Below are 22,485 nucleotides of genomic sequence, written 5' to 3' on the forward strand. Positions count from 1 at the left end.
ATCCGGCTGATCAGCGACCCCCAAGCCGCAGTGCCGGAAGCAACCTCTAGCCCGGTTCAAACGGCTGCCCCAGAGCTGCCGGCGGCGTGGCCTTCACCGCCTGCTGGATCCAGCGCCGCAGCCGAGGTGGGATCCCGCGCAAGCCGTACTCCCACCATTCCCCAGAAGTGAGCACCAACACCAAAATCATCAACACGAAGGGGGCCACCGTGAAAACTTGGGTGGGCACGGCGCGGATGGTGGTCTGGGCAACCCCAGCGAAGGACTGCAAAATGCCGAACAGGTAGGCCCCCAGAGCTACCCGCAAGGGGTTCCAGCCACCGAAGATGACGATGGCCAAGGCAATCCAGCCATACCCTGCTGTATGTCGGTGGCTCCAGCCGGCCTTGAAATCCAGAGAAAAGGCAGCCCCCGCCAAGCCCAATAGGGATCCCCCCACAAGGGTATAGACATAGCGCCAGAAAATGACATTGGTGCCGCGGGCAAAAGCCGCCGCCGGCTGTTCTCCCATAGCCCGCAACATCAGGCCAGGCCGAGTGCGATACAAAAAGAACCAAGTTCCCCCGATGAGCGCGTAGCTGGCGTACAGCAACAGATCCCCTTGGAACAGGAGTGGCCCCAGCAGCGGCACCTCTCTCAGGAAGGGGATGGGCAGGCTGGGCACCGTTGGCCCTGGGATCCGCACGAACGGATTGCCCAAAAAGGAAGACAAATCCGCCCCCAATAGGGTCAAGACGAAACCAATGGCAATTTGGGATCCCTTCAGGGTCAGCGAGCCGAAGGCCACGATCCCAGCAAACAGCACTCCCACCGCGGCGGCAGCCAAAAAGCCCAATACCAAGCTTCCCGTCAGCTTGGCCACGGCGAACCCAACCATGGCCGCCAGCATGATCGTCCCCTCTGCGGAGAGGTTGATCACCCCTGCCCGCTCGGTAATGGTTTCCCCCACACAGGCGAAGACCACCGGTGTGGCGGTGGCAATGGCAGTGGAGAGAATAGCAACCAGTTGGGCAGCGGTCATTATGAGCCTGTCGAGAACTCGGGTTGGGTTAACGCATTTGCAGTTGCTGCGGGAATGCGCCTGTCGATCTGGTCATCGCCTCACCCCAACACCCAGAGCATGAAAGCCACCCCCAAGGTGACGGCACCAAACAGAGCATAGCTGATCCGGCGCAGCGGCCTCAGTTGCAGGGCATGCAGATCCTTAAGCCAGCCCAGCCCCAAGGATTCGACAAAGCGATCCAGCACCGCCTGCATAGGGTAGGCGTAAACCGATCCTTGCTCCTTAAAGTTCACCAGCACAACCAGCAGTGTAGCGTAGCCCCAGAGGAGGCCCCAGAGCACAGCGCTCAACCCGATTAAAATTGGCTCAAACATCGACTTTCCCTTGCCTTCTATAGGCATGTCCACTGCTTGCGTGAGCGGGAGACGGAGTTCTTTGAGCCTGGGGGACTTGGATCTCATTATTCCGGTTGTTTTCCCGTTGAGGCTGCCCTCCCTCAGACAAGAGCGTAGAAGGGATCCCAGCTTGCTTGCAGAGATCACGCCGGTTCTCTTCTGCCCGTCCAGGCCAGAAGATGACAAACTGGAAGTACCCGCTCGGAGTTATCTCGTCAAATCCCCATGAGTTCTCGCTACCTGCTGCCCCCCGCTGAACCCAAGTCTGTCGGTACTGCCTATATCCTCTGGGCGTTGGGCATCTTCGGGATCTGTGGCGTCCATCGCTTCTACCTGGGCAAGACTGGAACAGGCATCCTCTGGCTGTTCACCTTTGGCCTGCTGGGCTTTGGCCAGTTAATTGACCTGTTTTTGATCCCAGGCATGGTGGAGAACTACAACTTCAAGCTGGCCGTCCTGCAGGGATCCCGACCCTCCCCATCCCCAGCTTCCTCAAAAACCACCTCAGCACCTCCTCAGCCCCTCAAAGGTCAAGCTCTGATGCGGGAGATCCTGCGGCTAGCCCAACAGCGGCAAGGGATCCTCACCCTTGCGGAGATAGCTATCGACTTACCTGCCGACTTTGACGAAATTGAAAAGGCGCTGCAAGAGCTGAGCCGGCGGAGCATGGCTTTCCCCGAAAACAACCCGGTCACTGGAGCGGTAGAATACCACTTCCCTCACCTGCTGCACCGCTCCCCCGACCAACGTTCGCTCTAGATGCCCTCCTGCAGACCTCTACTGGGATCCCAGGATCCCTTGGCGCTTGGCTGCCCGAACCGCCCGGCGAAAGGTCAGCAAGCCCAGGCCGAAGTAGAAAATGCCGCTGGTCAGAGCCATGATCAGCCGCACGGGATCCAAGCCCGCCTCCCGCACCATCACGTCTCGCAGCAGCCCAGCCCCCGCCGTCATGGGCAGACTTTGCCCTAGCCACCTCAGGGATCCCGGCCATTCTTCCGTGGGAGCAGCCAACAGAAAAAGCAAGCCGAATTGGCTGATAATTAAAAGCTGCTGAATTCGCTTCCAAATCAGAGCGGCGGATCCCAGCAAAAACGAGAAGCCGTAGGCCCCCAGCACCACGCTCACCAAAGGCAACACTAGAGCAGGGGGAAACCGCAACCGGCTGCCCGTCAGCAATAAGATGACGCCCAGAATGACGACGACAATGGAAAAGCGCAACACCAAGCTGGCACAAGCCCGTGCCAAGAAGAGAGTGGCTGCCGAAAATGGCGAGAGCAACACCTGCTCCAAGGTGCCTGTCTGGGCTTCCACCTGCAGGTTGAGGGCGATGTCGTTCACCACAAAAATGACCAGCGTCCAGAGCACATAGCCGATCACCACCGCATCCAACCGTTCGCCAAATTGGGAGGCAGGCCCTGCCACATATTGGGCGCCGGCAAAGAGGGCATAGAAGAAGAACGTGGTGATCAGGATCCCGCCCAGGGCCTCCGCCGGATAGCGAATGTACTGGATCCAGGCCCGCTTCAGTTCAGCCCAAAACAGGTGTATCACCGGCATCATCCTTGCCCCTCTCCCCTTTTCAACAACTCGAGGAAAATATGGGTGAGATCGGCTTCCTCTCGTTTGAGGCTGAGCAAGGGCAAAGGCTTCAAGATCTCCAGCACCTGATAGAGCATCTCTGGCGGGCCGCTGAACCGCACCCGATGGGATCCGAGAATCTCCACCCCTTGGCGGGCCAGTTGTTCAACCCTCCAGGGATCCAGCCCCTGTTCCAGCTCGATCCGGTAAGTACCGACGGCGCCGGCAAAGTGCCGGATCAACTCTCCCGTGGGGGCTTGGGCGATGATCACCCCTTGTCGAATAACGGCTACCTGATCCGAGAGCGCTTCCGCAATATCCAGTTGATGGGTGGTGAGCAAGATGGCCCGACCCGAAGCGGCAATTTGGCGGATCAGGGATTTCACCGCTTGCGCCGATTCCACATCCAACCCCAGGGTGGGCTCATCCAGCAGCAACAGGGCCGGTTGATGCAGGAGGGCGACGGCAATGGCCACCTTCTGCTGCATGCCCCGCGAAAGGGTTTGCACGGCCACATCTTGTTTCTCCTGCAGGCCAAAGGTCTCCAGCAGCTCTAACCCCCGTTGCCGAGCGGTTCTGGGGGATAGCCCCCGCAGCACACCGAAGTACTCCAGGTTCTGTAGGGGGGTCATCCGCCAGTAGAGGTTGCGATTGCCTTCCAGCACTGCCCCCACCTGGGCCAGGGCCCCCGGATCGGTATGGGGATCCCGTCCGAGAACGCGCACTGTGCCCGCGTCGGGTTGGATCAGGCCGGCAATCATCTTAATGGTGGTGGTCTTGCCGGCCCCGTTGGGCCCCAAAAAAGCCAGGATCTCCCCTGCTGCCAGCGTCAGGGAGACATCCACCACCGCCCGCACCTCCCTGCCTCCTTGCCGGTAGGTTTTTTGGAGGTGGTGAGCTTCTAGAACTTTCATGACGCGAACCCGATGCAAACGCGAAGCCGATGCAAAAAGGAGCGCTGAAGAGAGGAGGGCCGGCCATTCCACTCTCTCACACCAGAGCATGGGCCCGCCTCGAGAGGGATCCGGCAAGATCTAGGGGGTCATTGGGATCCCAGCCTCCATCCGGCTCAGGGCCAGGCTCATCTTGTCCAGCCACTGCAAAAGGTTCTCCAGTTGCTGCGCCGCCGGCACCATCCCCAGCCCTCGCACCGTCACCTTGCCCGGTTGGTAGACAAAGCGAGGCTGCAGGTGAGTGGGCAGAGCCTCTTTCAGGCGATTCCAAGCCGGCTCCTCCATGGGGGTTTCCAAAAGGACATGCTCTTTGGCCGGTTTGATGCGGGAAAAGCCCAGGGCTCGGGCCAGCACCTTCAGCTCCATTACCCGCAGCAGCTCCTGAGTGGGCTTGGGCAGGGGGCCAAAGCGGTCTTGCCATTCTTGGGCAATTTGCAACAGCTCGACCCGAGAGCCAGCAGCGGCCAGTTGTCGATAAGCCTGCATCTTTTGATCTTCGTCGGGGATATAGCTTTGCGGGATCATGGCGGTTACATTGAGGTCAATTTGTGTGTCCTCCACCTGTGGGATCTCCTGGCCGCGAATTTCTCGAATGGCTTCTTGCAGCATTTCCAGGTAAAGATCGAAGCCCACCGCATTGACTTGCCCGGATTGTTCCGTTCCCAGCAGGTTGCCAATGCCACGAATTTCCATATCCCGCATTGCCAACTGATAGCCGGATCCCAGTTGGGTAAATTCCTGAATGGCCTGTAGGCGTTTGCGGGCCTCCTCGGTGAGGATCCCGTCTTCTCGGTAAAACAGCCAAGCATGGGCTTGGATCCCAGCCCGGCCCACCCGCCCCCGCAGCTGGTATAGCTGAGCCAATCCAAACTCCTGAGCATTTTCAATCAAAATGGTGTTGACGCGGGGAATATCCAAACCGGATTCGATAATCGTCGTGCAGACCAGGATATCGATTTCCCCATTGTTAAAAGCCAGCATCGTTGCCTCTAGCTCCCCTTCCGGCATCTGCCCGTGGGCAATGGCAATGCGAGCACCGGGCACCCACTCCCGCAATTTGGCACTGGTTTCTTCGATGCCTTCAATGCGGTTGACGACATAGAAGACTTGACCGCCGCGATCCAACTCTTGGCGGATAGCCGTACGGATGACTTCGGGGTTGTAGGGAGAAAGGTGAGTTTTGATAGGCCGGCGGGAAGGAGGCGGAGTTTGGATCAAGCTCATTTCCCGCAAACCCGACAAGGCCATATACAGAGTGCGGGGAATAGGGGTGGCGGTGAGGGTGAGTACATCCACCTGGGTTTTGAGAAGTTTGATTTTCTCTTTTTGGTTGACGCCAAAGCGCTGCTCTTCGTCAATAACCAAAAGGCCTAAATCCCGAAATTGCACATCCTTGCCCAAAAGCTGGTGGGTGCCCACCACAACATCCAGTTCGCCACTCTTGAGACGGGATAGGATTTCTTTTTTCTCCTCCGAGGTGCGGAAGCGGTTGAGCAAGCCCACTTGAATAGGATAGGGAGCAAAGCGCTCTTTGAGGGTGTGATAATGCTGCTGGGTGAGAATGGTGGTTGGCGCCAGGAGAGCCACTTGCTTGCCGGCGGTTACGGCTTTGAAAATGGCACGGATTGCCACCTCTGTTTTGCCAAAGCCCACGTCCCCACACAGCAGCCGATCCATAGGGCGTGGAGATTCCATATCCCGCTTGATCTCCTGGACAGCTCGGAGTTGATCCGGCGTCAGGGGATAGGGGAAAGAATCTTCCAGCTCCTGTTGCCAAGGAGAATCGGGCGGGAAGGCATAGCCCTCCTGTTCGGCGCGTTTGGCATAGAGCTGCAGCAGGTCAAAGGCCACTTTTCGCAGGCTCTTTTTGACTTTTTGCTTGGTCTTTTCCCAAGTGCTGCCGGACATCTTGTGCAGGGCAGGTGGTCCATCCCCGCTGGCGCGGTAGCGGGAGAGGGAGTTGACCTGGTCGGCAGCTACCCGCAACAGGCCATCGCTGTATTGAATGACCAGATACTCGCGGGTTTCGCCCCCGATGGTGAGGGTTTCCAGGCGCAGGAATTGGCCGATGCCATGCGCCTTGTGGACAACAAAATCCCCCGGCTTGAGCAGGTTGGGATCCACCTGGCGGGAGCTGGCTTGGCGGCGCTTGCGCACATAGGTCGGGGTGGCCAGGCTGTGTTGGCCGAAAAACTCGCGGTCGGTGAGCACCACCCATCCCAGCGTGGGCAGGAGAAACCCCTCCAGATCGGCCAAGCCGGAGTACTTCAGGGCCACCGGGGTGTAAGACTGTAGCTGCCGCTCGATGGCGGGGAAGTCTTTGGGGTTGGGCACATACTGGGCGGGGCAGTCGTGTTCTTGCAGCAGAGCCACGGTGCGGGAGGGCTGAGCAGAGAGGATCCACACCTGCAACTGCTGCTTGCGGTACTCGCGCAGGGCTTTGGCCAGGGATCCAAACTGGTGGGGGATGGCGGGAACGGCCCGGCTTTTCAGGTCGATGGCGGCGGATTCTCCCGGAGTGAGAGCGGCGTGGAGCGCTATGGCACGGGCCAACAGGCGGGGGAAGGGATCCCAGTCGGGAGCATGGAGATCGAAGGGGCGGTGAAAGGGCTGCAGAGCCGGCTCCGCAACCTGGGCCTGTTTCCACTGTTCTTGGGCGTGGTAGAGCCACTGCTGGCTGTGGGCCTGGCACTGCTCTGGCTCGTCGATCAGGATGAGGGTGGTGGGATCCAGATAGCTGAGCAGATTGGCGGGAGGGGTGTAGAGCAGGCCGAGAAAACGGCGCAAGCCCTCCGGGGGGGTGGGCGACTGCTCCAACTGCTGCCGTAGGCCCTGGGAGAGCTGATCGGCTTTTTCCTGCAGAGCCGGCCAGAGGATAGGCCCATAGCCGGTGGGAGTAAGCCAAACGTGGGGGATCCCATCTTGGGAGCGCTGGCTCACCGGGTCGAACTCCCGCAGTCGCTCCAGCTCGTTGCCAAACCACTCTAGGCGCACCGGCCATTCGCAGGCCACCGGGAAAACGTCGAGAATATCGCCTCTCTGGCTCCACTGCCCCTCGCTTTCCACCAGACTCACCCGCTGGTAGCCCAGACGAGCCAACTGCTGCCCCAACTGCTGCGGCGACATCTCCAGGCCGGGTTCCAGCTGGAGACAAAAGGCCCGCAACACCTCTGGGGGAGGGAGGTGGGGTTGGAGGGCCCGCTCTGTCGCCACAATGGCCATGCCCTTCTTCCCCTGGAGGCAATCGGCCAGCACCTGAAACTGGCCCCACACCAGCTCCGGTTCCAGGTCAAAAGGTTCGTAGGGGGAAGCCTCTGAAGTAGGGTAGAGCTGCACACTCTCCCAGCCCATGCCCTCCAATTGCGCTGTCCACCGGCCCGCTTCTTCCAGCGTGGCAGTGACCACCAGCAGGGATCTTCCCTCCTGCTGGGCCAAAGCCGAGGCGATCAACCCCTTGGCAATCCGCCCTGCCCCCTGCAGATTTGCCCGTCGCTGCGATCTCAAGCAGGCGGCCAGCTCTTGAATCAAGCCGGACTGGCCTAGAAAGTGCACCAGCGGAATAAACGACATCTTCCACCCCACACTGCAAACTGGGATCCCAATTCTGGCAGGCTCCGGGGACGATCAGCAGCCGTTTGCCGCCACCGTAGACCGGCAGTCGTCCCTTGCCGGGAAGCGCTCCTGGATCTATACAACAAGACAACAGTTTTGTTGTTTAACCAAAATCCTATACTAGCGGCCTGCCAGGCTTTGGCCGCTAGGTTCGCAGTGCGCTCTTTGTCTTGTAGTCTAAATTACAAAAAAGGGTTCACACTTCCAGAATCCTAAAATTAACCTTTAGAGTCGGACGGCCTGTCAATTGTCTTAGCCAAGATTCGATGTTAGAAGGAACAACGAACTACGGCTTTCCCGACCTCATCTGATGTCTGCCAGTCAGCAAGATGTTTTTCATGCAAGAGATGTAGCTGTATCAATTGCAGCAGATGTTGTCGGAAAAAGCTGCATGAATCAATCCACCTAAACTTGGTACAAATTATGTTTCTAGACACCGTCGCACTTTCTCGGCTACAATTTGCCCTCACGGCCATTTTTCACATGTTGTGGCCGGTTTTAACAACGGGGATGGCCATTTACCTTGTTGTTATTGAGGGACTTTGGCTGAAAACCCGCAACTTAGATTACTACCGCCACGCCCGTTTCTGGTCAAAACTCTATGTGTTGAACTTCGGTATTGGCGTGGCCTCAGGCTTGCCAATGGCCTTTCAATTTGGCATGAACTGGGCACCCTTTTCCGAAGCGGTGGGAGATTTTTTTGGAACCATCCTGGGCTTTGAGGGCACGATGGCCTTTATGCTGGAGGCCAGCTTTCTGGGGATCATGCTGTTCGGCTGGGAGCGCGTCCCGCCGGTGATTCACTGGATCTCGACGATCCTGGTGGCCTTTGGCGCCAACTTATCCACCTTTTGGATCCTGACGGCCAACTCTTGGCTGCAGACACCGGCAGGTGGCGTGTTCGTCGATGGGAAATTTGTGGTGCGGGACTACCTGCAAGCAATCGTCAACCCCTTCATGGTCAATAGCTTTCTGCACATGTTTTTTGCCACCTTGGAAACCTCTTTGTTTGTTATCGGTGGCATCAGTGCTTGGTACATTCTCAAGCGGCGGCACAGCGAGTTCTTCTCCCGCTCCCTCAAAGTGGTCTTGGCAATGACCCTGGTGGTCGCCCCTTTGCAGGTGTTCGTCGGCCATCTGAGCGCGGAGCAAGTCTATCGCTATCAGCCGGCCAAGCTGGCGGCCATGGAGGCCCAGTGGGAGACGATCCCCGCCGGTGAGCGGGCGGACTGGAGCCTGTTGGCTGTGCCCAACGACCGTGAAGAGCGCAACGAGTGGGAGGTGAAGATCCCTGGCGCGCTGGGCTATCTGCTGGAGTTTAAGCCCCGCTTGGATCGACCCATTCAAGGGCTCAAAAGCTGGGATCCCCAAAATCGTCCCCACATGGTCGGCCTCATCTACTACTCCTTCAGAACGATGGTGGCCATTGGTCTTTTTCTGGCCGGGCTTATCGGAGTCACCCTTGTCCAATGGCTGAGGGGCAAGCTCTCAGTGGAGGCCCTTTCTCAGCAAAAGTGGCTGATGAGAGCTTGGATCTTCGCAGCACCCCTGGGATACATCGCCGTTGAAACCGGTTGGATCGTCCGCTGTGTGGGTCGGCAGCCCTGGATTGTGTATGGACAACTGCGCACGGTGGAATCGGTTTCGCCCCTGCCGGCAGGAGAAGTGCTATTTTCTCTGGTTGGCCTGACCGCGTTGTACACTGTGTTCTTCGTTGCCGCTCTCTACTTTGGCAGCCGCATCATCCGCGAAGGGCCAAACCTGGAGTTGCCCGCCCCTGTCCCGGCAACGCAGCCGGTGATCGTGGTCGAGCCTGCCCGCCACGAGCCGGATCGCCGTCCTGCAGAAGCTCGGTAGCAGCAGTTTGGTAGCCATCTAACTGGTGACTCCAAGTAGCAACAGGGCAACGTAGCAGGCCCATTCCCCACAGCAGTGAAACCCTTCGCTACGTCAACTCCCAACTTCCCTTCCCTAGAGGGAGAGGGACTGGGGATCGCCATCGGGAACTGTCTCGCACTGGTCAGAAATACTCAAAGCAGAGGGAACAGCGATGGAATCTTTTGAGCCTTTACAGCGGTTTCTGCCCCAGGTTTGGTTTTTTATCCTGGGCCTATTCCTATTTCTCTACGTTCTGCTGGACGGGTTTGATCTGGGAGTTGGTATCCTCTCCCTGACGGCCTCCAGCGAGACCCGGCGCAGCATCCTCATGACCAGCTTGGGCAATGTTTGGGATGCCAACGAGACGTGGCTGGTGTTGATGGGGGGATCCCTATTCGGATCTTTCCCCCTTGCCTACGCCACCATTCTCAATGCCCTCTACATACCCTTGGTGATCATGGTGGTGGGCCTGATCTTGCGGGCCGTTTCCTTCGAGTTTCGGGAAAACGCCGACAACAAGTTGGTGTGGAACCTGGCCTTTGGAGTGGGCAGCTTTTTGGCAGCCTTGGGCCAGGGATTTGCCTTGGGCAGCGTCTTCGAAGGGATCCGCGTGGACGAAGCCGGCCACTTTGCCGGCAGCCCCTGGGATTGGCTGACCTGGCGCACGCTGTTGGTGGCTCTTACTTTGATCCAGGGCTATGTGTTAATCGGCTCAGCCTACCTAATCGTTAAGACCACCGGCGAGCTTCAGGAAACCTACTACAAGACGGCAACCATCGCCACCTGGACAACTTTACTGGGGGCAGTGTTTATCACCATCAGCACTCCTATCATGTCCGAGCAGGCGCGTGCTCAGCTTTTCTCGCCCCCTCTTTTCTACATCTTTGCTGCCATCCCAGTTCTGGGACTTTTGTTGGTGGCGTTGTTGCTGCGCAGCCTGCGCCGGCGGGAAGAAAATAGCGTTTTGGTTTACACTTTTTTGATCTTTGCGCTTTCTTTTATCGGCTTGGGGTTCATGGTCTTCCCCAACATCATCCCCCCCAGCGTCACCATCTACGAAGCGGCAGCCTCCCCCAGCTCGCTGGTGTTTATGCTCACCTTTATTGGCTTTCTGATCCCGGTTATCTTGTCCTACAACATCTACAACTACGTGGTGTTCCGGGGCAAGATCGTGGTGCAGGAAGTGGCGGCGGAAGAGGCCAAAGTTCCAGAGGCAGTTTAAGCTGGCCTGAGGATGCAGCAATAACCCCGCCCGGTGATGGGCGGGGCAATTTTTTAGGTGCAATCGAACGTCTACAGAGAAAGGCTCTCACTCTCTCTTGAGCCATTGCCGGATCTGCTCGGCAGCTACATCGCGACCTCCCAACCCAAAAGCCAACGCCACCGCCACGGCAATCGCCCCCAGAACCAGACCAAAAGCCAACACCACAATGTCGGTGGCCACGCCCATCTGCTGCAGGGCCATGGCGCCAACAAAAACCAAGATAGCCACCCGCGCCGCCTGGGCCAGTACCCCTGAGGAAGGGCTACCCAAGCTCTTGATCATAGAGTGGGCCAAATTGGCCAAATAAAGACCGATCCCAAACACCAGGGCGCCGATGAGCACCCGACCGGAAATCAGCAACAGCCCCTGCACAATGTCGGTTAGGGCGGCAAACTGCAGCAGCTCCACGGCTGGCACTGCCCCGAGCAAGACCACGCCCACCCAGACCACCAAGCCAGCAATCTCAGAGGGAGTGCGCCGCTTCACCAAGGTTGAGGGATCCCCTTCGGCGGCGGGAGCTTCAGGAGCAGGGGCCGAGGGCAAACCAAGGCCGGCAGCCAAGCGGTCGAAACCGATTGCCTGCAGCAACTGGGTCACCAAGCCAGCCAAAAACTGCCCCAGCCAGTAGAACACGGCCAGGATGAGAGCAGATCCTGCAATTCGGGGAATGGCCCGCAACACCTGCTCCAGCATCGCCACTGCTGGATCGGAGATGGCCCGGATTTCCAGGGCCTTGAGGGCGGCAATCACTGCCGGGATCAACACCAAGACGTAGGCCACTGTGCCCACCGTTTGGGCCAGCTGGGGAATGCCAAAGCGTGCCCCCAAGCGGTTAGCTCCCGCTGAATTGGAAACGATCCCACGCACGATGCGGGCCAAAAACCAGCCCACCACACCGATGATCAGCGCCCCCAAAATCCGCGGCACCATCGACAGCAACTGATCCAGCAGGTTTTGCACCGGCTGCAGCGGCCCCTGCAGGTTCAGGGTATCCAGGATGATCGGCAAAAAGAACAGCAGAATCAGCCAGTAAAGGGCATTGCCCAAAGTTTCATTCAGCAGGAAAGGGGTGACCTCTGTACCTCCCTCTTGGCCGGTTGGGGTTCCTTCTGCACCTGCCTCACCGGCAGTGCTTTCCTGTTGCAGAGGCCGGGCCAACTGCTCATCGAGGTTGAAACGCCGCAGCCCCTGGATGACCGCCAGCCGAGCAACAGTGGCCACCACCCAGCCCACAGCCAGCAGCACCAGCGCCCCACCCACCCGTGGCAGATAAACGAAGATTTCCCCCAAAAACCTGTTGAGCGGATCGGAGACAGCTTGAAGCTGCAGGGCATTCAGTACCGCCACCAACACAAAAGCAAGAATCACCCAGTAGACGGCAGCGGCCACCCAGCGATCCGTTTGGGGCAGCTTCTCGCCGGGCTTTTGGCCCAAAACCCAAGCAGCCAAGCGATTGTCCAGTTGCGTCCTTTTGAGCAGTCCTCTAACGCCGAAGGCTACTGCCATGGCCACTATCCAACCCAGAATTAAGATGGCAATCGCCGCAAGGAGATTGGGCATAAAATCGATAAGCCTAGACCGAAGACTGACGACAAAAGAGATGGCCTCATCTCCAATGGTGTTTCCAGAGGTGTCCATAATGATCCTCACAGCTTGAAAATGCTCAGGATGGACAGATAACAAGTGTAGGTTAACCTGAAGTGTTTTTTCAGGCAAGTTGGCCAAAGGGGGAATGTGATATGAAAAATATATATTGAGGCAGAAATGTCGGATCTCGAAATAAAACTTCACATTCTATTAACCCAAGGGCTCCAGCCATCAGTCAAAGCTCCGATGGGCCATCGAACGGCAAGGATCGAATTCAAGTTGTTGATACCGCAGGCTATAGCTTTTCCCCACCGAGCAGGAGCTTTGTAGATTAAGTCAGGATCTCTGTTGTGCGATGGATGCGGCTGCATTGGCTAGAGTCAGTGTTGCTGGGAGGAACTGTAGCGGGCAGTTTGCATCCACAGAATGAGAGCATTTTGATGACCTATATAAAGAATCAAACGGGCAATCGACACTCGGTCAATGGGTTGGATCCCCTGTAGCCTTGATATGCTTAGCCTATTGGCTTGCTCACTGTCTGGCCTAAGGTGTATCCCGAAATACGTTTGCAGTTCTTCAATTTACAATTGATAGCCTTCTAAATCGGTTTCTTCCAATACACCAGCGCATCTTCTCCGTTGTAATACCCCTTGCGACGTCCCAGCCGTTGAAACCCTGCCGATTCGTACAGGCGGATTGCCGCTTGATTGGAAGCCTTTACCTCCAGAGTGGCCCAGCGGCAGCCTGCTGCTCTCGCTTGGTTCAGCAGTTCTTCCAGAATCCGCCGGCCCAAGCCCTGTTGCCGGTGCTCGGGATCCACCGCCAAGGAGATGATATGTGCTTCTTCTTCAATACGCCAGAGAATGCCGAAGCCCACCAGCTCTTTTGTCGTCTGCGTCGGCGAAGTGGGGTTTGGAGAGGGAAGGGGAAACTCGGCTCGGCCCGAGCCACACGAAGCGCCAACGGCAGCGGGTTCCGCCACTACCCCAATCACCGTGCTTGTGGGTCGTTCCAGCTCCGCTCGATATCCCTGTTCTCCCCAGTATCCCCCATAGCACCGTCGATCCAGCTCCAGCAGTTGGGGCAGGGCAGTGATGTCCAACAGCTGCAGCCGATAACTCGTACTGCTCATAGTGGCCTAGTCTCGCAATTCGCAGAATTCCGCCAACAACAACTGCCCCAAGGGATCGTCATCGGGAGCCGCGTAGGGCAAGGCTCTGCGGCTGATGCTCAAGATTTTGCCCCCCGATTGGGGATGGTGCTCCGCACCGCTTTCGCGAACAGGCTTGAGTTCGTAGTCGATCCCTTCGGTGAAGCCGGCTTCCTGTAGGTAGTCTTGGGCGGCTTTGAGGATCCCTTCTCGCAGTTGCGCTTTGACCGCAGGGGCCATGAGGTGGCGAACAAACCACTGGGCGCTGGCGGGATCCACCTCGGCCAGGTATTGGAGGGCAGGGGTCAACACAGCAGGGCGCTCTTGAGGGGACAAGCCGTTCACCTGCTGAGCTACCGCGGGCACATCCCGCCGTTGCATCGCCTGGATCAGGGCTTGTGTGGCTGGAGAAAATGAGGGATCCTGCGCTTGGCTCATGGCTGGGGGTACCAGAGGGATTCGAGGGTGCGGACAAGGGCTGCTGCTTCGAAAGGAGAGGGAGCAGTCGGCAGACAGACGGTTACATGGCCCAGTTTTCGCCCTGGGCGGGCAGGGGTTTTGTGGTACCAATGCACCGTGGCATTGGGGAGCTGGGCCAGGCGCTGCCGCTTTTCTGGGTAATCGCCGGTGGCATGCTCATAGCCCAAGAGATTGACCATCACTGCCCCCCCACACTTGAGGGAGGGATCCCCCAAAGGCAGGCCGAGGATGGCCCGCAGGTGTTGCTCGAATTGTGAGGTGTGGCAGGCTTCCAGGGTGTAGTGGCCGGAATTGTGGACCCGCGGCGAGATTTCGTTGATCCAGATCCCGGCCTTGGGGTGGGGCGGCGGCACCCAGAACAGCTCGATGCCAAACACGCCAACTGCACCCAATTTTTCCATCAGATCGGCTGCCAAGCGCCGGATCTCGGCCTCGGTGGTTGGGGGGATGCGGGCAGGCACCAGGACATGGCGGCAGATTTGCTCAATCTGCACAGTTTCCACCACCGGATAAACCCGGATCTCTCCCTTCAGCCCCCGCGCTACCATCACCGCCAGCTCCCGCTCGAACGGGATCCATTCCTCCAGCAATAGCGGGATCCCCTCAGATTGGCTAAGGGCCTGCTGCAAAGCCGCTCGCTCGTGCAAGATGCGGGTGCCCTGCCCATCGTAGCCCTGCCGCCGTCGCTTGAGCACCACCGGAAAGCCCAGTCCAGCCAGGTCTGCCGAATCCAACACCGCCTCCAGCGGAAAAAAAGTCGGCACCGGCAACCCCAACCGCGCCAGGAACTGCCGTTGGTGCAACTTGTCCAGCAGCGGCTCTAGCGTGCTGAGGCTGGGACGAAAGCGGGATCCCTCCGGATCCAGTTTTTTCAGCTCCGGCAGAGGGATAAACTCGTTTTCAAAAGTAACCACCGGGCAGCGCTCCAACAACTGGGCCGTGGCCTGGCTGTCGGCTGTGGATCCCCAAACCACCCCATCGGCCACTGCCACCGCCGGATCGGTGGGAGCAGCAGCCTGCACCACCAGCGGGATCCCCATCTGGCGAGCTGCCAAGGCCAACATCTGCGCCAACTGCCCGCCGCCAATCACCCCCACAGGTTGGGATCTCTGGTCTTTTGAGGATACCTGGGTTTCCACAGCCGTACCGTTATACTGGTATACTGGGTAGTGGGCCGCTGTCCATTGCTTCTTGGATCCAGAACCCCATTATGGGACCCCTTGCCCTCCAGCGCTAGGAGAAAAACGGTGGAACCCTCTCAACCCTCTGAGCTGAGAGCTCTAATCAACCGGGCTTTGGCGGACAAAGTCTTGACTCGCGCCGAGCAACAGCAGATTCTCAGTGCCGTCATGGCCGATCAAGAAATTTCCCCAGAAGAGCACGAACTGCTGGAATCGATTGTGGAGCGCCTAAACAGTGGCGAGATCCGCGCTGTCGATTGAGCCCTGCCTTAAGACTGAGAGTGTCCCTAGGATTTTGGAGAATTGGATCCCAGTCTGTCCTTCGGCGCTGGGTATTCAGCTTACTAGCGCAGGAGCCCCGCACTGTACCCGTAGGGTCAGTGTCGGGAGGAATGCGCTTTGATGAAGTACAATGAACTTATGAGCCAAATCCTGACCATATCCTGCAAGCTCAAGGTGTCCCCGTCGCAAGCCGCTAAATTGGACGCGACGATGGATGCCTTTATGCAGGCACTGAACTGGGTCAACCAGAACACGCCGGAGAAGATCGTCAATGCGGTCAAACTGCAGTCCCTTTGCTACTACGAGATTCGCGCCCGATTCGGCTTGTCCAGTAACTTGGCCCAGCAGGTCTGCAGACGGGTGGCCGGCGCCCGCAAAGTGGCGAGACAGCGCAACCGTCCAGTTAAAGAGTTCAAGCGTAGGTTCGCTACCTACGACGCTCGTATCTTCTCGTTCCGCGAGAAAGACCGGACAGTGTCGCTGACCATGGTGGAAGGGCGAGAGCGCTTTGGACTGGCCATTGGCAACTACCAGCGTGGGATGCTGGCTGGCTCCAACCCAAAAGCCGCCACGCTGGTCAAGCGGAAAGACGGCTCCTACTACATCCAGATTTGCGTAGAGGGAAAGCCACCCAAGCAGCAAGATGCCGACAAGGTGATCGGGGTGGACTTGGGGAGGACAGATATTGCCCATACGTCAGAGGGGGACAACTGGAATGGACAGCAGTTGAACAAAGTCCGAGACCACTACTCCCGGTTGAGGGCGGTACTCCAACGCAAAGCCAGTAAGGGCACACGCAGTTCGCGGCGCAGATGCAGAGAACTGCTGCAACGGCTGTCTGGCAAGGAGAGGCGCTTTCAGGCGTGGGTCAATCATCGAATCTCCAAAGCTATTGTCTCTAGGGCAAAGGCGACAAATAGCGCTCTTGCTCTGGAAGACTTGACAGGGATCCGGGAAAGGGTCAATCAACAGCCACGCAGCAAGACAGAGCGTAGGCGGGCAAATAGTTGGGCGTTTTATCAACTCCGTCAATTTTTGGAGTACAAGGCTCTGCGTGCAGGGGTTGCTTTGATTCTTGTTCCGCCTGCCTACACGTCGCAGACCTGCCACCGGTGCTTACACATCCACCCTGAGCAGGGTAAGTCCTACCGCAGTGGCAAGTCGTTCAAGTGTGGGCACTGTGGATGGGAAGGGGATGCGGATTTGAATGGTGCGAATGTGATTGCGCTCTTGGGGGCTGTCGTAAACCAGCCTAGAGGTTCGTGGTTGGCTTGCCAACTGCAGGGCTACTGAAAGCCCGCCCTGTACTGCGAAGCAGTCAGGGTCGGGTAGTTTACTCTGCAATGCTTGGGTCAATCCCGGTGGGTGGATCGCCTAGAATAATCCACAACCCACCTCTTTCTGCTGCCATGAGTTCTCACTCTTCAGATTGGTTCACGCGGGCTCGCCACATTTTTTACGGCACGGCCACCGCTCTGGTGGAGATCCTGCAAGACCCGGAAAAGCGCACCGAAAACCTCAACCGCCTTTCGATGGACTTGGGCCAACTGGCGGCAGAGCTGGAGCAAAAGGGAGAGTTGATCGAGCAGGAGGCAGTTCGTTACGTTGAGAGTCTCAGGGATCCAGCCGCCAACGCCCCCTCGGCAAGTCCTGACTCTGAAGCGCCTGTCGAGAATGCTCCCCCGACACCAGCTTCCTCCCCCAACAAGCCGGCTATCTCCAGAGAAGAGATGGCTGAGTTGATGGAGCTGATCCATCAGATTGAGTCCTTGCGCCTGGATTTGGAGCGGTTGCGCACCTCGTCCTGAGTCCTGTGCGGTTCGATATCCTTACCCTTTTCCCCGAATTTTTTGAAACGCCGCTGCGCATTGGGCTGGTGGGCAAAGCCCTACAGCAGGGGATCGCCGAAGTCCACTGCACCAATCCACGCGACTTCGCCACCGATAAGCACCGCCGTGTCGATGATGAGCCCTACGGGGGTGGGGTGGGCATGGTGCTCAAGCCAGAGCCTTTCTTCGCTGCTGTCGCCTCCCTGCCCCGGTTGGATCCCTGCGAGATCATTCTGCTGACGCCCCAGGGGCAACCGCTAAACCAGGCGCTGCTGCAGGAGCTGGCCCAGAAGGCGCAGCTGATCCTGCTGTGTGGCCAGTACGAAGGCTTTGACGAACGCATCCGCCAATACCTGGCCACCCGCGAGGTGTCGCTGGGGGATTTTGTCCTGACCGGGGGGGAAATTCCGGCGCTGGCCCTGATCAACGGCGTGGTGCGGCTCTTGCCGGGCACTGTGGGCAAGGTAGACTCGTTAAAGAGGGAAAGCTTCCAGGCGGGGCTGCTGGACTATCCTCAGTACACCCGCCCGCCAGAGTTTCAGGGGTACAAGGTGCCGCCGGTACTCCTCTCAGGCGACCATCAAGCCATTGCCCGTTGGCGTCTGCAGCAGCAGCTGGTTCGAACCTGGCAAAGGCGGCCAGACCTGTTGGCCAAGCGCCCCTTGACCGCCGAAGAGCAGCAGTTGTTGGTAGAGGGGCTGGCGGAGCAGCACCCTCGTGTAAACGAAGCGGAGAAATAAATCATGCTCGGCAAGCTTCTCAACCGTCTCCTGAATCCATCGCCCGTCTGCTGGCGTGGGATCCCCTCGCCCCCAGTGCTGCTTCTGGTGGGAATGGCCTTGAGCTCGGTTCTGAGCGGTTCTGGGGTGGCCCTGGCCCAAAGCGGAAGTGTCAACGATGCCATTCGCCGCGACAGCAATCCCCCTCTGTTGGATGGCACCAGCATCAACGTCAACGATCTCTTCCGGGCTGCCGACTTCCTCTCCCGCCAGAATGCTGCTTCCCGCTGGGACGGCAAGGCCAGCGTTGATGCTGCTGTGGAGCAATTTAACCAATCCCGCCGCCGCTCCCTCCCGCTTTCTCCCGGTTCCTTGGCACCTGAGCCCACCCCCACTCCCTAAGGTTGGATCCCATTCCCGGTAAATCTGTTAGGATCGCAAAGCCGATCCCGTGCCTGCTGAAATGCGGTACACCGTTTTCGGGATCCATTAGGAGAACACCGCCGTGGTTAAGAGCACCCCCTCCAGCAAAACCGATACGGAGCAGCGTTTGGATCCCGCCAGCCGGGGCCACTCCAAAGACAGTTCCACCGCACCCAAAGGGATCCTGGGTTTTATTCAAGAGACCCGCACAGAATTAAGCAAGATTGTTTGGCCGAGCCGCCGGCAATTGATCGGCGAGTCGGTAGGGGTCTTACTGATTGTGTTGGCTTTTGCTTCCTTCATCTACCTGGTCGATCAAGTGTTTGCTTGGGTAGCCACTCAGCTGTTCTTGTGATGTTCTGTCCTGAGGGGCAAGAGAGTCATGTTCAAGGATGGCTACAGGGAGGATGTGAGGTGATGAGGCCAGAGCAGCAGCGAAAACGTCGTGGGGGCCGTGTGGAGCACTTTGAGCCTGCAGACGCGATCCCGGAACCAGACGAGGGGGAAGGTCAAGAGCGTCGCAACCTGCGCTGGTACGCCGTGCAGGTGGCCTCAGGCTGCGAGAACAAAGTGAAGAGCACCCTAATGCAACGGGCGGCTGCTTTGGATGTGGCGGATCAAATTGTCGAGGTGGTGATCCCGAAGCGGACGGGCTTCAAGCTGGATCGATCCGGCAAGCGCCAGGAGCAAGAGGAGAAGATTTTTCCCGGCTATGTCCTGGTGCGCATGGACATGAACGACGACACTTGGATGGTGGTGAAAACAACCCCCAACGTGATCAACTTTGTCGGCACCGAAGAAAAGCGGGCCTACGGTCGCGGTCGGGGGCATGTTACACCGCGTCCCCTCAGCCAAAGCGAAGTCCAGCGCATCTTCAGCAGCGTCGAGGTGGAGGAAGTGCCCCTCAAAATCGACATGGCCCCTGGGGATCGCATCGAGGTGCTATCCGGCCCCTTCCAGGGTTTCTACGGCGAGGTGGTGGAGGTCAGCCCAGAACGGGGCAAGCTCAAGGCGTTGATCTCGATTTTCGGGCGCGATACCCCGGTAGAATTAGAGTTTGGTCAAGTGCGAAAAGAGGTGTAACTGCGTTTCATGGCTAAGAAGTTGGTGGCCGTGGTCAAGTTGGCCATTCAGGCGGGCAAGGCCACCCCCGCTCCCCCCATTGGCCCAGCCTTGGGTCAACACGGGGTCAACATCATGGCCTTTTGTAAGGAGTACAACGCCAAGACGGCGGATCAGGCCGGGATGGTGGTACCGGTTGAGATCTCCATCTTCGAGGATCGCAGCTTTACCTTCGTCCTCAAGACGCCGCCGGCTTCGGTGTTGATCAAGAAGGCTCTGGGCATTGAGTCTGGCTCCAGCGAGCCCCACAAAACCAAGGTGGGATCCCTGACCCGAGCTCAACTGCGCCAGATCGCCGAGCAGAAGCTGCCGGATTTGAATGCCCACGATGTGGAGGCGGCCATGAAAATTATTGCCGGAACTGCTCGCAGCATGGGGGTGACGGTGGTGGATTGATGGAGGGATCCCTTGCCCGGTCTGAGGTGTTCACGGTCTTGAAAAAGTTGTTCTAGCAAACCACTGTGGGGGAGAGAAGTTCTCGCCAGTACCCCGAGGAGAAACGATGGCTCGAAAGCTTTCCAAACGTATGCAGGCTTTGCGGGAGAAGGTGAAGCCCATTGCCTATGCTCCCGAAGCGGCTTTGGCCCTGATGAAAGAGACGGCCACCGCCAAATTTGAAGAGGCGGCAGAGGTTCACATCCGCCTGGGGATCGACCCCAAGTACGCCGACCAACAACTGCGCACCACTGTAGTCTTGCCCAGGGGCACCGGCCAAGAGATCCGGGTGGCGGTGATTGCCCGTGGCGAGAAAGTGACGGAGGCCCAAAATGCAGGGGCGGATCGAGTTGGCTATGAAGACCTGATTGAGGAAATCGGCAAGGGAGTTATAGATTTTGACCTTCTGATCGCCACCCCCGATGTGATGCCCCAAGTGGCCAAGCTGGGGCGGCTGTTGGGGCCGCGCGGCCTCATGCCTTCTCCCAAGGGGGGAACGGTGACCATGGATCTGGCCCAGGCGATCAAAGAGTTTAAAGCCGGCAAGCTGGAGTACCGGGCGGATCGCACCGGCATTGTGCATTTGATCTTCGGCAAGTGCAAGTTCCCTGTCGAAGCTCTGCTGGAGAACCTAAAGGCAGTGCAGGAGTCCATCGATCGCAACCGTCCCTCTGGAGCCAAGGGCAAGTATTGGCGAACCCTACATGTTTCTGCTACAATGGGCCCCTCGATTGAGGTTGATATCAATGCCCTGCGGGAGCTGAAGTTGGCGACCTAAGCCTGGCTTCGGCGCTGCGATGGGTTGAAAAGGGTTTGAGTGAGTGTAATTTGGAGGAGGATCCCGGCAGAACATCTTTCCCCAGTCGAATAGCAAGCCGAAGACAGCAGGTGCCCGCGGGCTTAATGTCCTGCCGAGGTTTGAGCGAAGTTCAAAGGGATCCCTTCTTGGATCGCTTTTGACGGTGCGCTTATCTCCATGCGTCTCGGCCACGGCTGGGACGCATTCTGTTTGGCAGAACCCAGATTCACCACCCGTTAACCCTGGGTGACCATTGACAACAAAGGAGGTGAGCGCATGGGCAAGCAACCTTTAGCGAAGAAAGCGGAGATCGTCGATAAAGTCCGATCCCTGCTGCAGGCCAGCCAAATGGTGCTGGTGATCGACTACAAGGGGCTGACCGTTGCGGAGATGGACCAACTGCGGGCAGAGCTGCGCAAGTCGGATTCGGTTTGCATGGTTGTTAAGAATACCCTGATGCGGCGAGCCATCGCCGACCAAAAAGCTTGGGCAGGGATCATTCCCTTTTTGGCGGGGCCGACGGCCTTTATCTTGATTCGGGGCGATATTTCAGCCGCCCTGAAGGCGTATCAAGATTTTGCCAAGCAAACCAAGAAAACCGAGTTCCGCGGTGCTGGCATTGAAGGGCTATCCCTGACCTTGGAGCAGGCCAAGGCCATCGCCGAGCTACCGCCCAAGGAAGTGCTCATGGCCCAAGTGGCGGGCAGCCTCAAGTCGGTGGCCACCGGCCTGGCGGTCGGGCTCAATGCTGTGCCCACGCAAGTGGCGCGCGGTATCCACGAGATCCCAGCCTCTCTGGGGCGGGCCATCCGGGCCATTGCCGACAAGGAGGCCGCATAAAGGGCTTCAGTTCATCAGCCCAAACCTGTGTATCGATTCTGTTACCCCCAAGGAGAAGCCATCATGTCTTCAGAGCGCGTTGCAAAGATTTTGGAAGAGTTGAAAGCCTTGAGCTTACTGGAAGCTTCCGAGCTGGTGAAAGCCATCGAGGAAACCTTTGGCGTCAGTGCAGCAGCCCCAGCCGGCGGCATGGTCATGGCAGCTCCTGTGGCAGCGGCGGCGGCAGCTCCGGCGGCAGCCCCTGAGCCGGTGGAAGAGCAAACTGCCTTTGATGTCATCCTCGAGGCTGTGCCAGCCGACAAGAAGATCGCCATCCTCAAGGTGGTGCGCGAGTTGACCGGCTTGGGCCTGAAGGATGCCAAAGATCTCGTCGAGGCGGCTCCCAAGCCTGTCAAAGAAGGAGTTCCCAAGGAGGAAGCCAACGACATCAAGAAAAAGCTGGAAGAAGCCGGCGCCACCGTCAAGATCAAGTAGTTCCAGTTACGAGGAGAGCGCCTCTCCCTGCTCTGACGAGGAATCTAATCAAGACTCTCAAACCCAAGGGGGGCTGCTCCGGCCCCTCTTTTGGGTCTGCCCGACCATTGGCGTGGGTTCGGGATCCCTGCTCCGCCGCGCTTCCACCTCTCCGTGAGCTTTCAAGAGGGCAGCCAGCTTGCGACGCATGACGATGCTGGGTTTATCGGTAAACATGTGCTGCTCCGCCTTGATATCGAGGGGAACGTCATAGTCGGTGCTTTCCAGAACCCGTTGATCCTCAAGGGTCACCTGCCGATCGAAGGCGATGATACTCTCAGCTAGAAATCGCAGGAGCCCCGCACTGTACCCGTAGGGTCAGTGCCGGGAGGAATGCGGAAGTTATGATAGAACCATGACCCAAGTCCTGACCGTCTCCTGCAAGCTCAAGGTAGCCCAGTCGCAAGCCGCCAAATTGGACGCGACTTTGGAGGCTTTTGGC

General features: G+C 58.2%; 23 protein-coding genes, 1 pseudogene and 1 other annotated feature. Of the genes and pseudogenes, 14 read left to right on the top strand and 10 right to left on the bottom strand.

From position 1 onward, the window contains the following. Nucleotides 1-46: 46 nt before the first annotated feature. Both ACVW0B_RS05175 and ACVW0B_RS05180 read right to left on the bottom strand, forming a co-directional pair. The gene (locus ACVW0B_RS05175) at nt 47-1,021 is read right to left on the bottom strand and encodes an ABC transporter permease (protein WP_457491121.1); all 975 of its coding nucleotides are present in this window, start codon (nt 1,019-1,021) and stop codon (nt 47-49) included. Nucleotides 1,022-1,101: 80 nt separating this feature from the next. Continuing rightward, complete coding sequence (locus tag ACVW0B_RS05180) at nt 1,102-1,377, bottom strand: hypothetical protein (protein WP_041436392.1); 276 nt, start codon at nt 1,375-1,377, stop codon at nt 1,102-1,104. A 246-nt stretch (nt 1,378-1,623) separates the two neighbouring features. On the opposite strand from ACVW0B_RS05180, the gene ACVW0B_RS05185 reads away from it, so the two are divergent. Beyond that, the gene (locus tag ACVW0B_RS05185; RefSeq protein WP_414342801.1) at nt 1,624-2,157 is read left to right on the top strand and encodes a TM2 domain-containing protein; all 534 of its coding nucleotides are present in this window, start codon (nt 1,624-1,626) and stop codon (nt 2,155-2,157) included. A gap of 18 nt (nt 2,158-2,175) precedes the next feature. Here ACVW0B_RS05185 and ACVW0B_RS05190 read toward each other — a convergent pair whose 3' ends face one another. The 3 genes from ACVW0B_RS05190 to mfd all read right to left on the bottom strand — a co-directional run bounded on the left by ACVW0B_RS05190 (nt 2,176) and on the right by mfd (nt 7,499). Next, complete coding sequence (locus ACVW0B_RS05190; protein ID WP_414355804.1) at nt 2,176-2,958, bottom strand: ABC transporter permease; 783 nt, start codon at nt 2,956-2,958, stop codon at nt 2,176-2,178. Beyond that, nucleotides 2,955-3,890 (bottom strand): ABC transporter ATP-binding protein, encoded by a 936-nt coding sequence (locus ACVW0B_RS05195; protein ID WP_457491122.1) that lies wholly within the window; start codon nt 3,888-3,890, stop codon nt 2,955-2,957. Before ACVW0B_RS05195 ends, ACVW0B_RS05190 begins: the two co-directional genes overlap by 4 nt. Before the next feature lie 120 nt (nt 3,891-4,010). After that, nucleotides 4,011-7,499, bottom strand: a complete 3,489-nt coding sequence (gene mfd / locus ACVW0B_RS05200) for a transcription-repair coupling factor (protein ID WP_457491123.1) — start codon at nt 7,497-7,499, stop codon at nt 4,011-4,013. Nucleotides 7,500-7,964: 465 nt separating this feature from the next. Between mfd and ACVW0B_RS05205 the strand changes: the two genes are divergently transcribed. Continuing rightward, nucleotides 7,965-9,398 (top strand): cytochrome ubiquinol oxidase subunit I, encoded by a 1,434-nt coding sequence (locus ACVW0B_RS05205; RefSeq protein ID WP_457491124.1) that lies wholly within the window; start codon nt 7,965-7,967, stop codon nt 9,396-9,398. A 193-nt stretch (nt 9,399-9,591) separates the two neighbouring features. Continuing rightward, complete coding sequence (cydB, locus tag ACVW0B_RS05210; RefSeq protein ID WP_011432837.1) at nt 9,592-10,641, top strand: cytochrome d ubiquinol oxidase subunit II; 1,050 nt, start codon at nt 9,592-9,594, stop codon at nt 10,639-10,641. Nucleotides 10,642-10,728: 87 nt separating this feature from the next. Here cydB and ACVW0B_RS05215 read toward each other — a convergent pair whose 3' ends face one another. The 4 genes from ACVW0B_RS05215 to ACVW0B_RS05230 form a co-directional block, all read right to left on the bottom strand. After that, on the bottom strand, nt 10,729-12,321 hold the full coding sequence (locus tag ACVW0B_RS05215; protein ID WP_457491125.1) for a mechanosensitive ion channel: 1,593 nt from the start codon (nt 12,319-12,321) through the stop codon (nt 10,729-10,731). Nucleotides 12,322-12,868: 547 nt separating this feature from the next. Then, nucleotides 12,869-13,402: a ribosomal protein S18-alanine N-acetyltransferase gene (rimI, locus tag ACVW0B_RS05220; protein WP_414523126.1), complete on the bottom strand. Its 534-nt coding sequence runs from the start codon at nt 13,400-13,402 to the stop codon at nt 12,869-12,871. Nucleotides 13,403-13,408: 6 nt separating this feature from the next. Beyond that, complete coding sequence (locus ACVW0B_RS05225) at nt 13,409-13,858, bottom strand: hypothetical protein (protein WP_414342784.1); 450 nt, start codon at nt 13,856-13,858, stop codon at nt 13,409-13,411. After that, complete coding sequence (locus ACVW0B_RS05230) at nt 13,855-15,039, bottom strand: 5-(carboxyamino)imidazole ribonucleotide synthase (RefSeq protein WP_457394142.1); 1,185 nt, start codon at nt 15,037-15,039, stop codon at nt 13,855-13,857. The genes ACVW0B_RS05225 and ACVW0B_RS05230 overlap by 4 nt, the downstream gene beginning before the upstream one ends. Nucleotides 15,040-15,147: 108 nt before the next feature. On the opposite strand from ACVW0B_RS05230, the gene ACVW0B_RS05235 reads away from it, so the two are divergent. The 11 genes from ACVW0B_RS05235 (at nt 15,148) to rplL (ending at nt 22,004) form a co-directional block, all read left to right on the top strand. Next, nucleotides 15,148-15,342: a hypothetical protein gene (locus ACVW0B_RS05235; protein ID WP_414329471.1), complete on the top strand. Its 195-nt coding sequence runs from the start codon at nt 15,148-15,150 to the stop codon at nt 15,340-15,342. Between the two features lie 159 nt (nt 15,343-15,501). Next, a complete protein-coding gene (locus ACVW0B_RS05240; RefSeq protein ID WP_457491126.1) occupies nt 15,502-16,656 on the top strand; it encodes an RNA-guided endonuclease InsQ/TnpB family protein in 1,155 nt (384 codons plus the stop codon). Between the two features lie 116 nt (nt 16,657-16,772). Further along, nucleotides 16,773-17,171, top strand: a complete 399-nt coding sequence (locus ACVW0B_RS05245; protein ID WP_414329472.1) for a hypothetical protein — start codon at nt 16,773-16,775, stop codon at nt 17,169-17,171. A 5-nt stretch (nt 17,172-17,176) separates the two neighbouring features. Further along, nucleotides 17,177-17,932: a tRNA (guanosine(37)-N1)-methyltransferase TrmD gene (gene trmD / locus ACVW0B_RS05250; RefSeq protein ID WP_414522949.1), complete on the top strand. Its 756-nt coding sequence runs from the start codon at nt 17,177-17,179 to the stop codon at nt 17,930-17,932. 3 nt (nt 17,933-17,935) lie between these two features. Next, nucleotides 17,936-18,313 carry a hypothetical protein gene (locus tag ACVW0B_RS05255; RefSeq protein ID WP_414351005.1) on the top strand — a complete coding sequence of 126 codons (378 nt, stop codon included), beginning with the start codon at nt 17,936-17,938 and terminating at the stop codon, nt 18,311-18,313. Nucleotides 18,314-18,416: 103 nt separating this feature from the next. Further along, nucleotides 18,417-18,689 (top strand): preprotein translocase subunit SecE, encoded by a 273-nt coding sequence (secE, locus tag ACVW0B_RS05260; RefSeq protein ID WP_414329112.1) that lies wholly within the window; start codon nt 18,417-18,419, stop codon nt 18,687-18,689. 62 nt (nt 18,690-18,751) lie between these two features. After that, entirely contained in the window at nt 18,752-19,417 is a 666-nt protein-coding gene (gene nusG / locus ACVW0B_RS05265) for a transcription termination/antitermination protein NusG (RefSeq protein ID WP_011432848.1), read from the top strand. 9 nt (nt 19,418-19,426) lie between these two features. Continuing rightward, entirely contained in the window at nt 19,427-19,852 is a 426-nt protein-coding gene (gene rplK / locus ACVW0B_RS05270) for a 50S ribosomal protein L11 (RefSeq protein WP_011432849.1), read from the top strand. Between the two features lie 106 nt (nt 19,853-19,958). Then, the gene (gene rplA, locus ACVW0B_RS05275; RefSeq protein ID WP_414421788.1) at nt 19,959-20,669 is read left to right on the top strand and encodes a 50S ribosomal protein L1; all 711 of its coding nucleotides are present in this window, start codon (nt 19,959-19,961) and stop codon (nt 20,667-20,669) included. Nucleotides 20,670-20,748: 79 nt separating this feature from the next. Continuing rightward, nucleotides 20,749-20,908, top strand: a sequence feature (ribosomal protein L10 leader region). 58 nt (nt 20,909-20,966) lie between these two features. After that, nucleotides 20,967-21,530 (top strand): 50S ribosomal protein L10, encoded by a 564-nt coding sequence (gene rplJ, locus ACVW0B_RS05280; RefSeq protein ID WP_011432851.1) that lies wholly within the window; start codon nt 20,967-20,969, stop codon nt 21,528-21,530. Between the two features lie 63 nt (nt 21,531-21,593). Next, on the top strand, nt 21,594-22,004 hold the full coding sequence (gene rplL, locus ACVW0B_RS05285) for a 50S ribosomal protein L7/L12 (protein ID WP_414350999.1): 411 nt from the start codon (nt 21,594-21,596) through the stop codon (nt 22,002-22,004). Between the two features lie 57 nt (nt 22,005-22,061). Here the strand turns inward: rplL and ACVW0B_RS05290 are convergent. Next, a pseudogene (locus ACVW0B_RS05290) lies at nt 22,062-22,325 on the bottom strand (hypothetical protein); the annotation flags it as partial. Nucleotides 22,326-22,485: the final 160 nt, after the last annotated feature.

Source organism: Thermostichus sp. MS-CIW-23, from assembly GCF_054059455.1.

Coding starts and splice junctions, on each gene's coding strand:
- ACVW0B_RS05175 (WP_457491121.1), bottom strand. CDS start 1,021: ATGACCGCTGCCCAACTGGTTGCTATTCTCTCCACTGCCATTGCCACC.
- ACVW0B_RS05180 (WP_041436392.1), bottom strand. CDS start 1,377: ATGTTTGAGCCAATTTTAATCGGGTTGAGCGCTGTGCTCTGGGGCCTC.
- ACVW0B_RS05185 (WP_414342801.1), top strand. CDS start 1,624: ATGAGTTCTCGCTACCTGCTGCCCCCCGCTGAACCCAAGTCTGTCGGT.
- ACVW0B_RS05190 (WP_414355804.1), bottom strand. CDS start 2,958: ATGATGCCGGTGATACACCTGTTTTGGGCTGAACTGAAGCGGGCCTGG.
- ACVW0B_RS05195 (WP_457491122.1), bottom strand. CDS start 3,890: ATGAAAGTTCTAGAAGCTCACCACCTCCAAAAAACCTACCGGCAAGGA.
- mfd (WP_457491123.1), bottom strand. CDS start 7,499: ATGTCGTTTATTCCGCTGGTGCACTTTCTAGGCCAGTCCGGCTTGATT.
- ACVW0B_RS05205 (WP_457491124.1), top strand. CDS start 7,965: ATGTTTCTAGACACCGTCGCACTTTCTCGGCTACAATTTGCCCTCACG.
- cydB (WP_011432837.1), top strand. CDS start 9,592: ATGGAATCTTTTGAGCCTTTACAGCGGTTTCTGCCCCAGGTTTGGTTT.
- ACVW0B_RS05215 (WP_457491125.1), bottom strand. CDS start 12,321: ATGGACACCTCTGGAAACACCATTGGAGATGAGGCCATCTCTTTTGTC.
- rimI (WP_414523126.1), bottom strand. CDS start 13,402: ATGAGCAGTACGAGTTATCGGCTGCAGCTGTTGGACATCACTGCCCTG.
- ACVW0B_RS05225 (WP_414342784.1), bottom strand. CDS start 13,858: ATGAGCCAAGCGCAGGATCCCTCATTTTCTCCAGCCACACAAGCCCTG.
- ACVW0B_RS05240 (WP_457491126.1), top strand. CDS start 15,502: ATGAGCCAAATCCTGACCATATCCTGCAAGCTCAAGGTGTCCCCGTCG.
- ACVW0B_RS05245 (WP_414329472.1), top strand. CDS start 16,773: ATGAGTTCTCACTCTTCAGATTGGTTCACGCGGGCTCGCCACATTTTT.
- ACVW0B_RS05255 (WP_414351005.1), top strand. CDS start 17,936: ATGCTCGGCAAGCTTCTCAACCGTCTCCTGAATCCATCGCCCGTCTGC.
- nusG (WP_011432848.1), top strand. CDS start 18,752: ATGAGGCCAGAGCAGCAGCGAAAACGTCGTGGGGGCCGTGTGGAGCAC.
- rplK (WP_011432849.1), top strand. CDS start 19,427: ATGGCTAAGAAGTTGGTGGCCGTGGTCAAGTTGGCCATTCAGGCGGGC.
- rplA (WP_414421788.1), top strand. CDS start 19,959: ATGGCTCGAAAGCTTTCCAAACGTATGCAGGCTTTGCGGGAGAAGGTG.
- rplJ (WP_011432851.1), top strand. CDS start 20,967: ATGGGCAAGCAACCTTTAGCGAAGAAAGCGGAGATCGTCGATAAAGTC.
- rplL (WP_414350999.1), top strand. CDS start 21,594: ATGTCTTCAGAGCGCGTTGCAAAGATTTTGGAAGAGTTGAAAGCCTTG.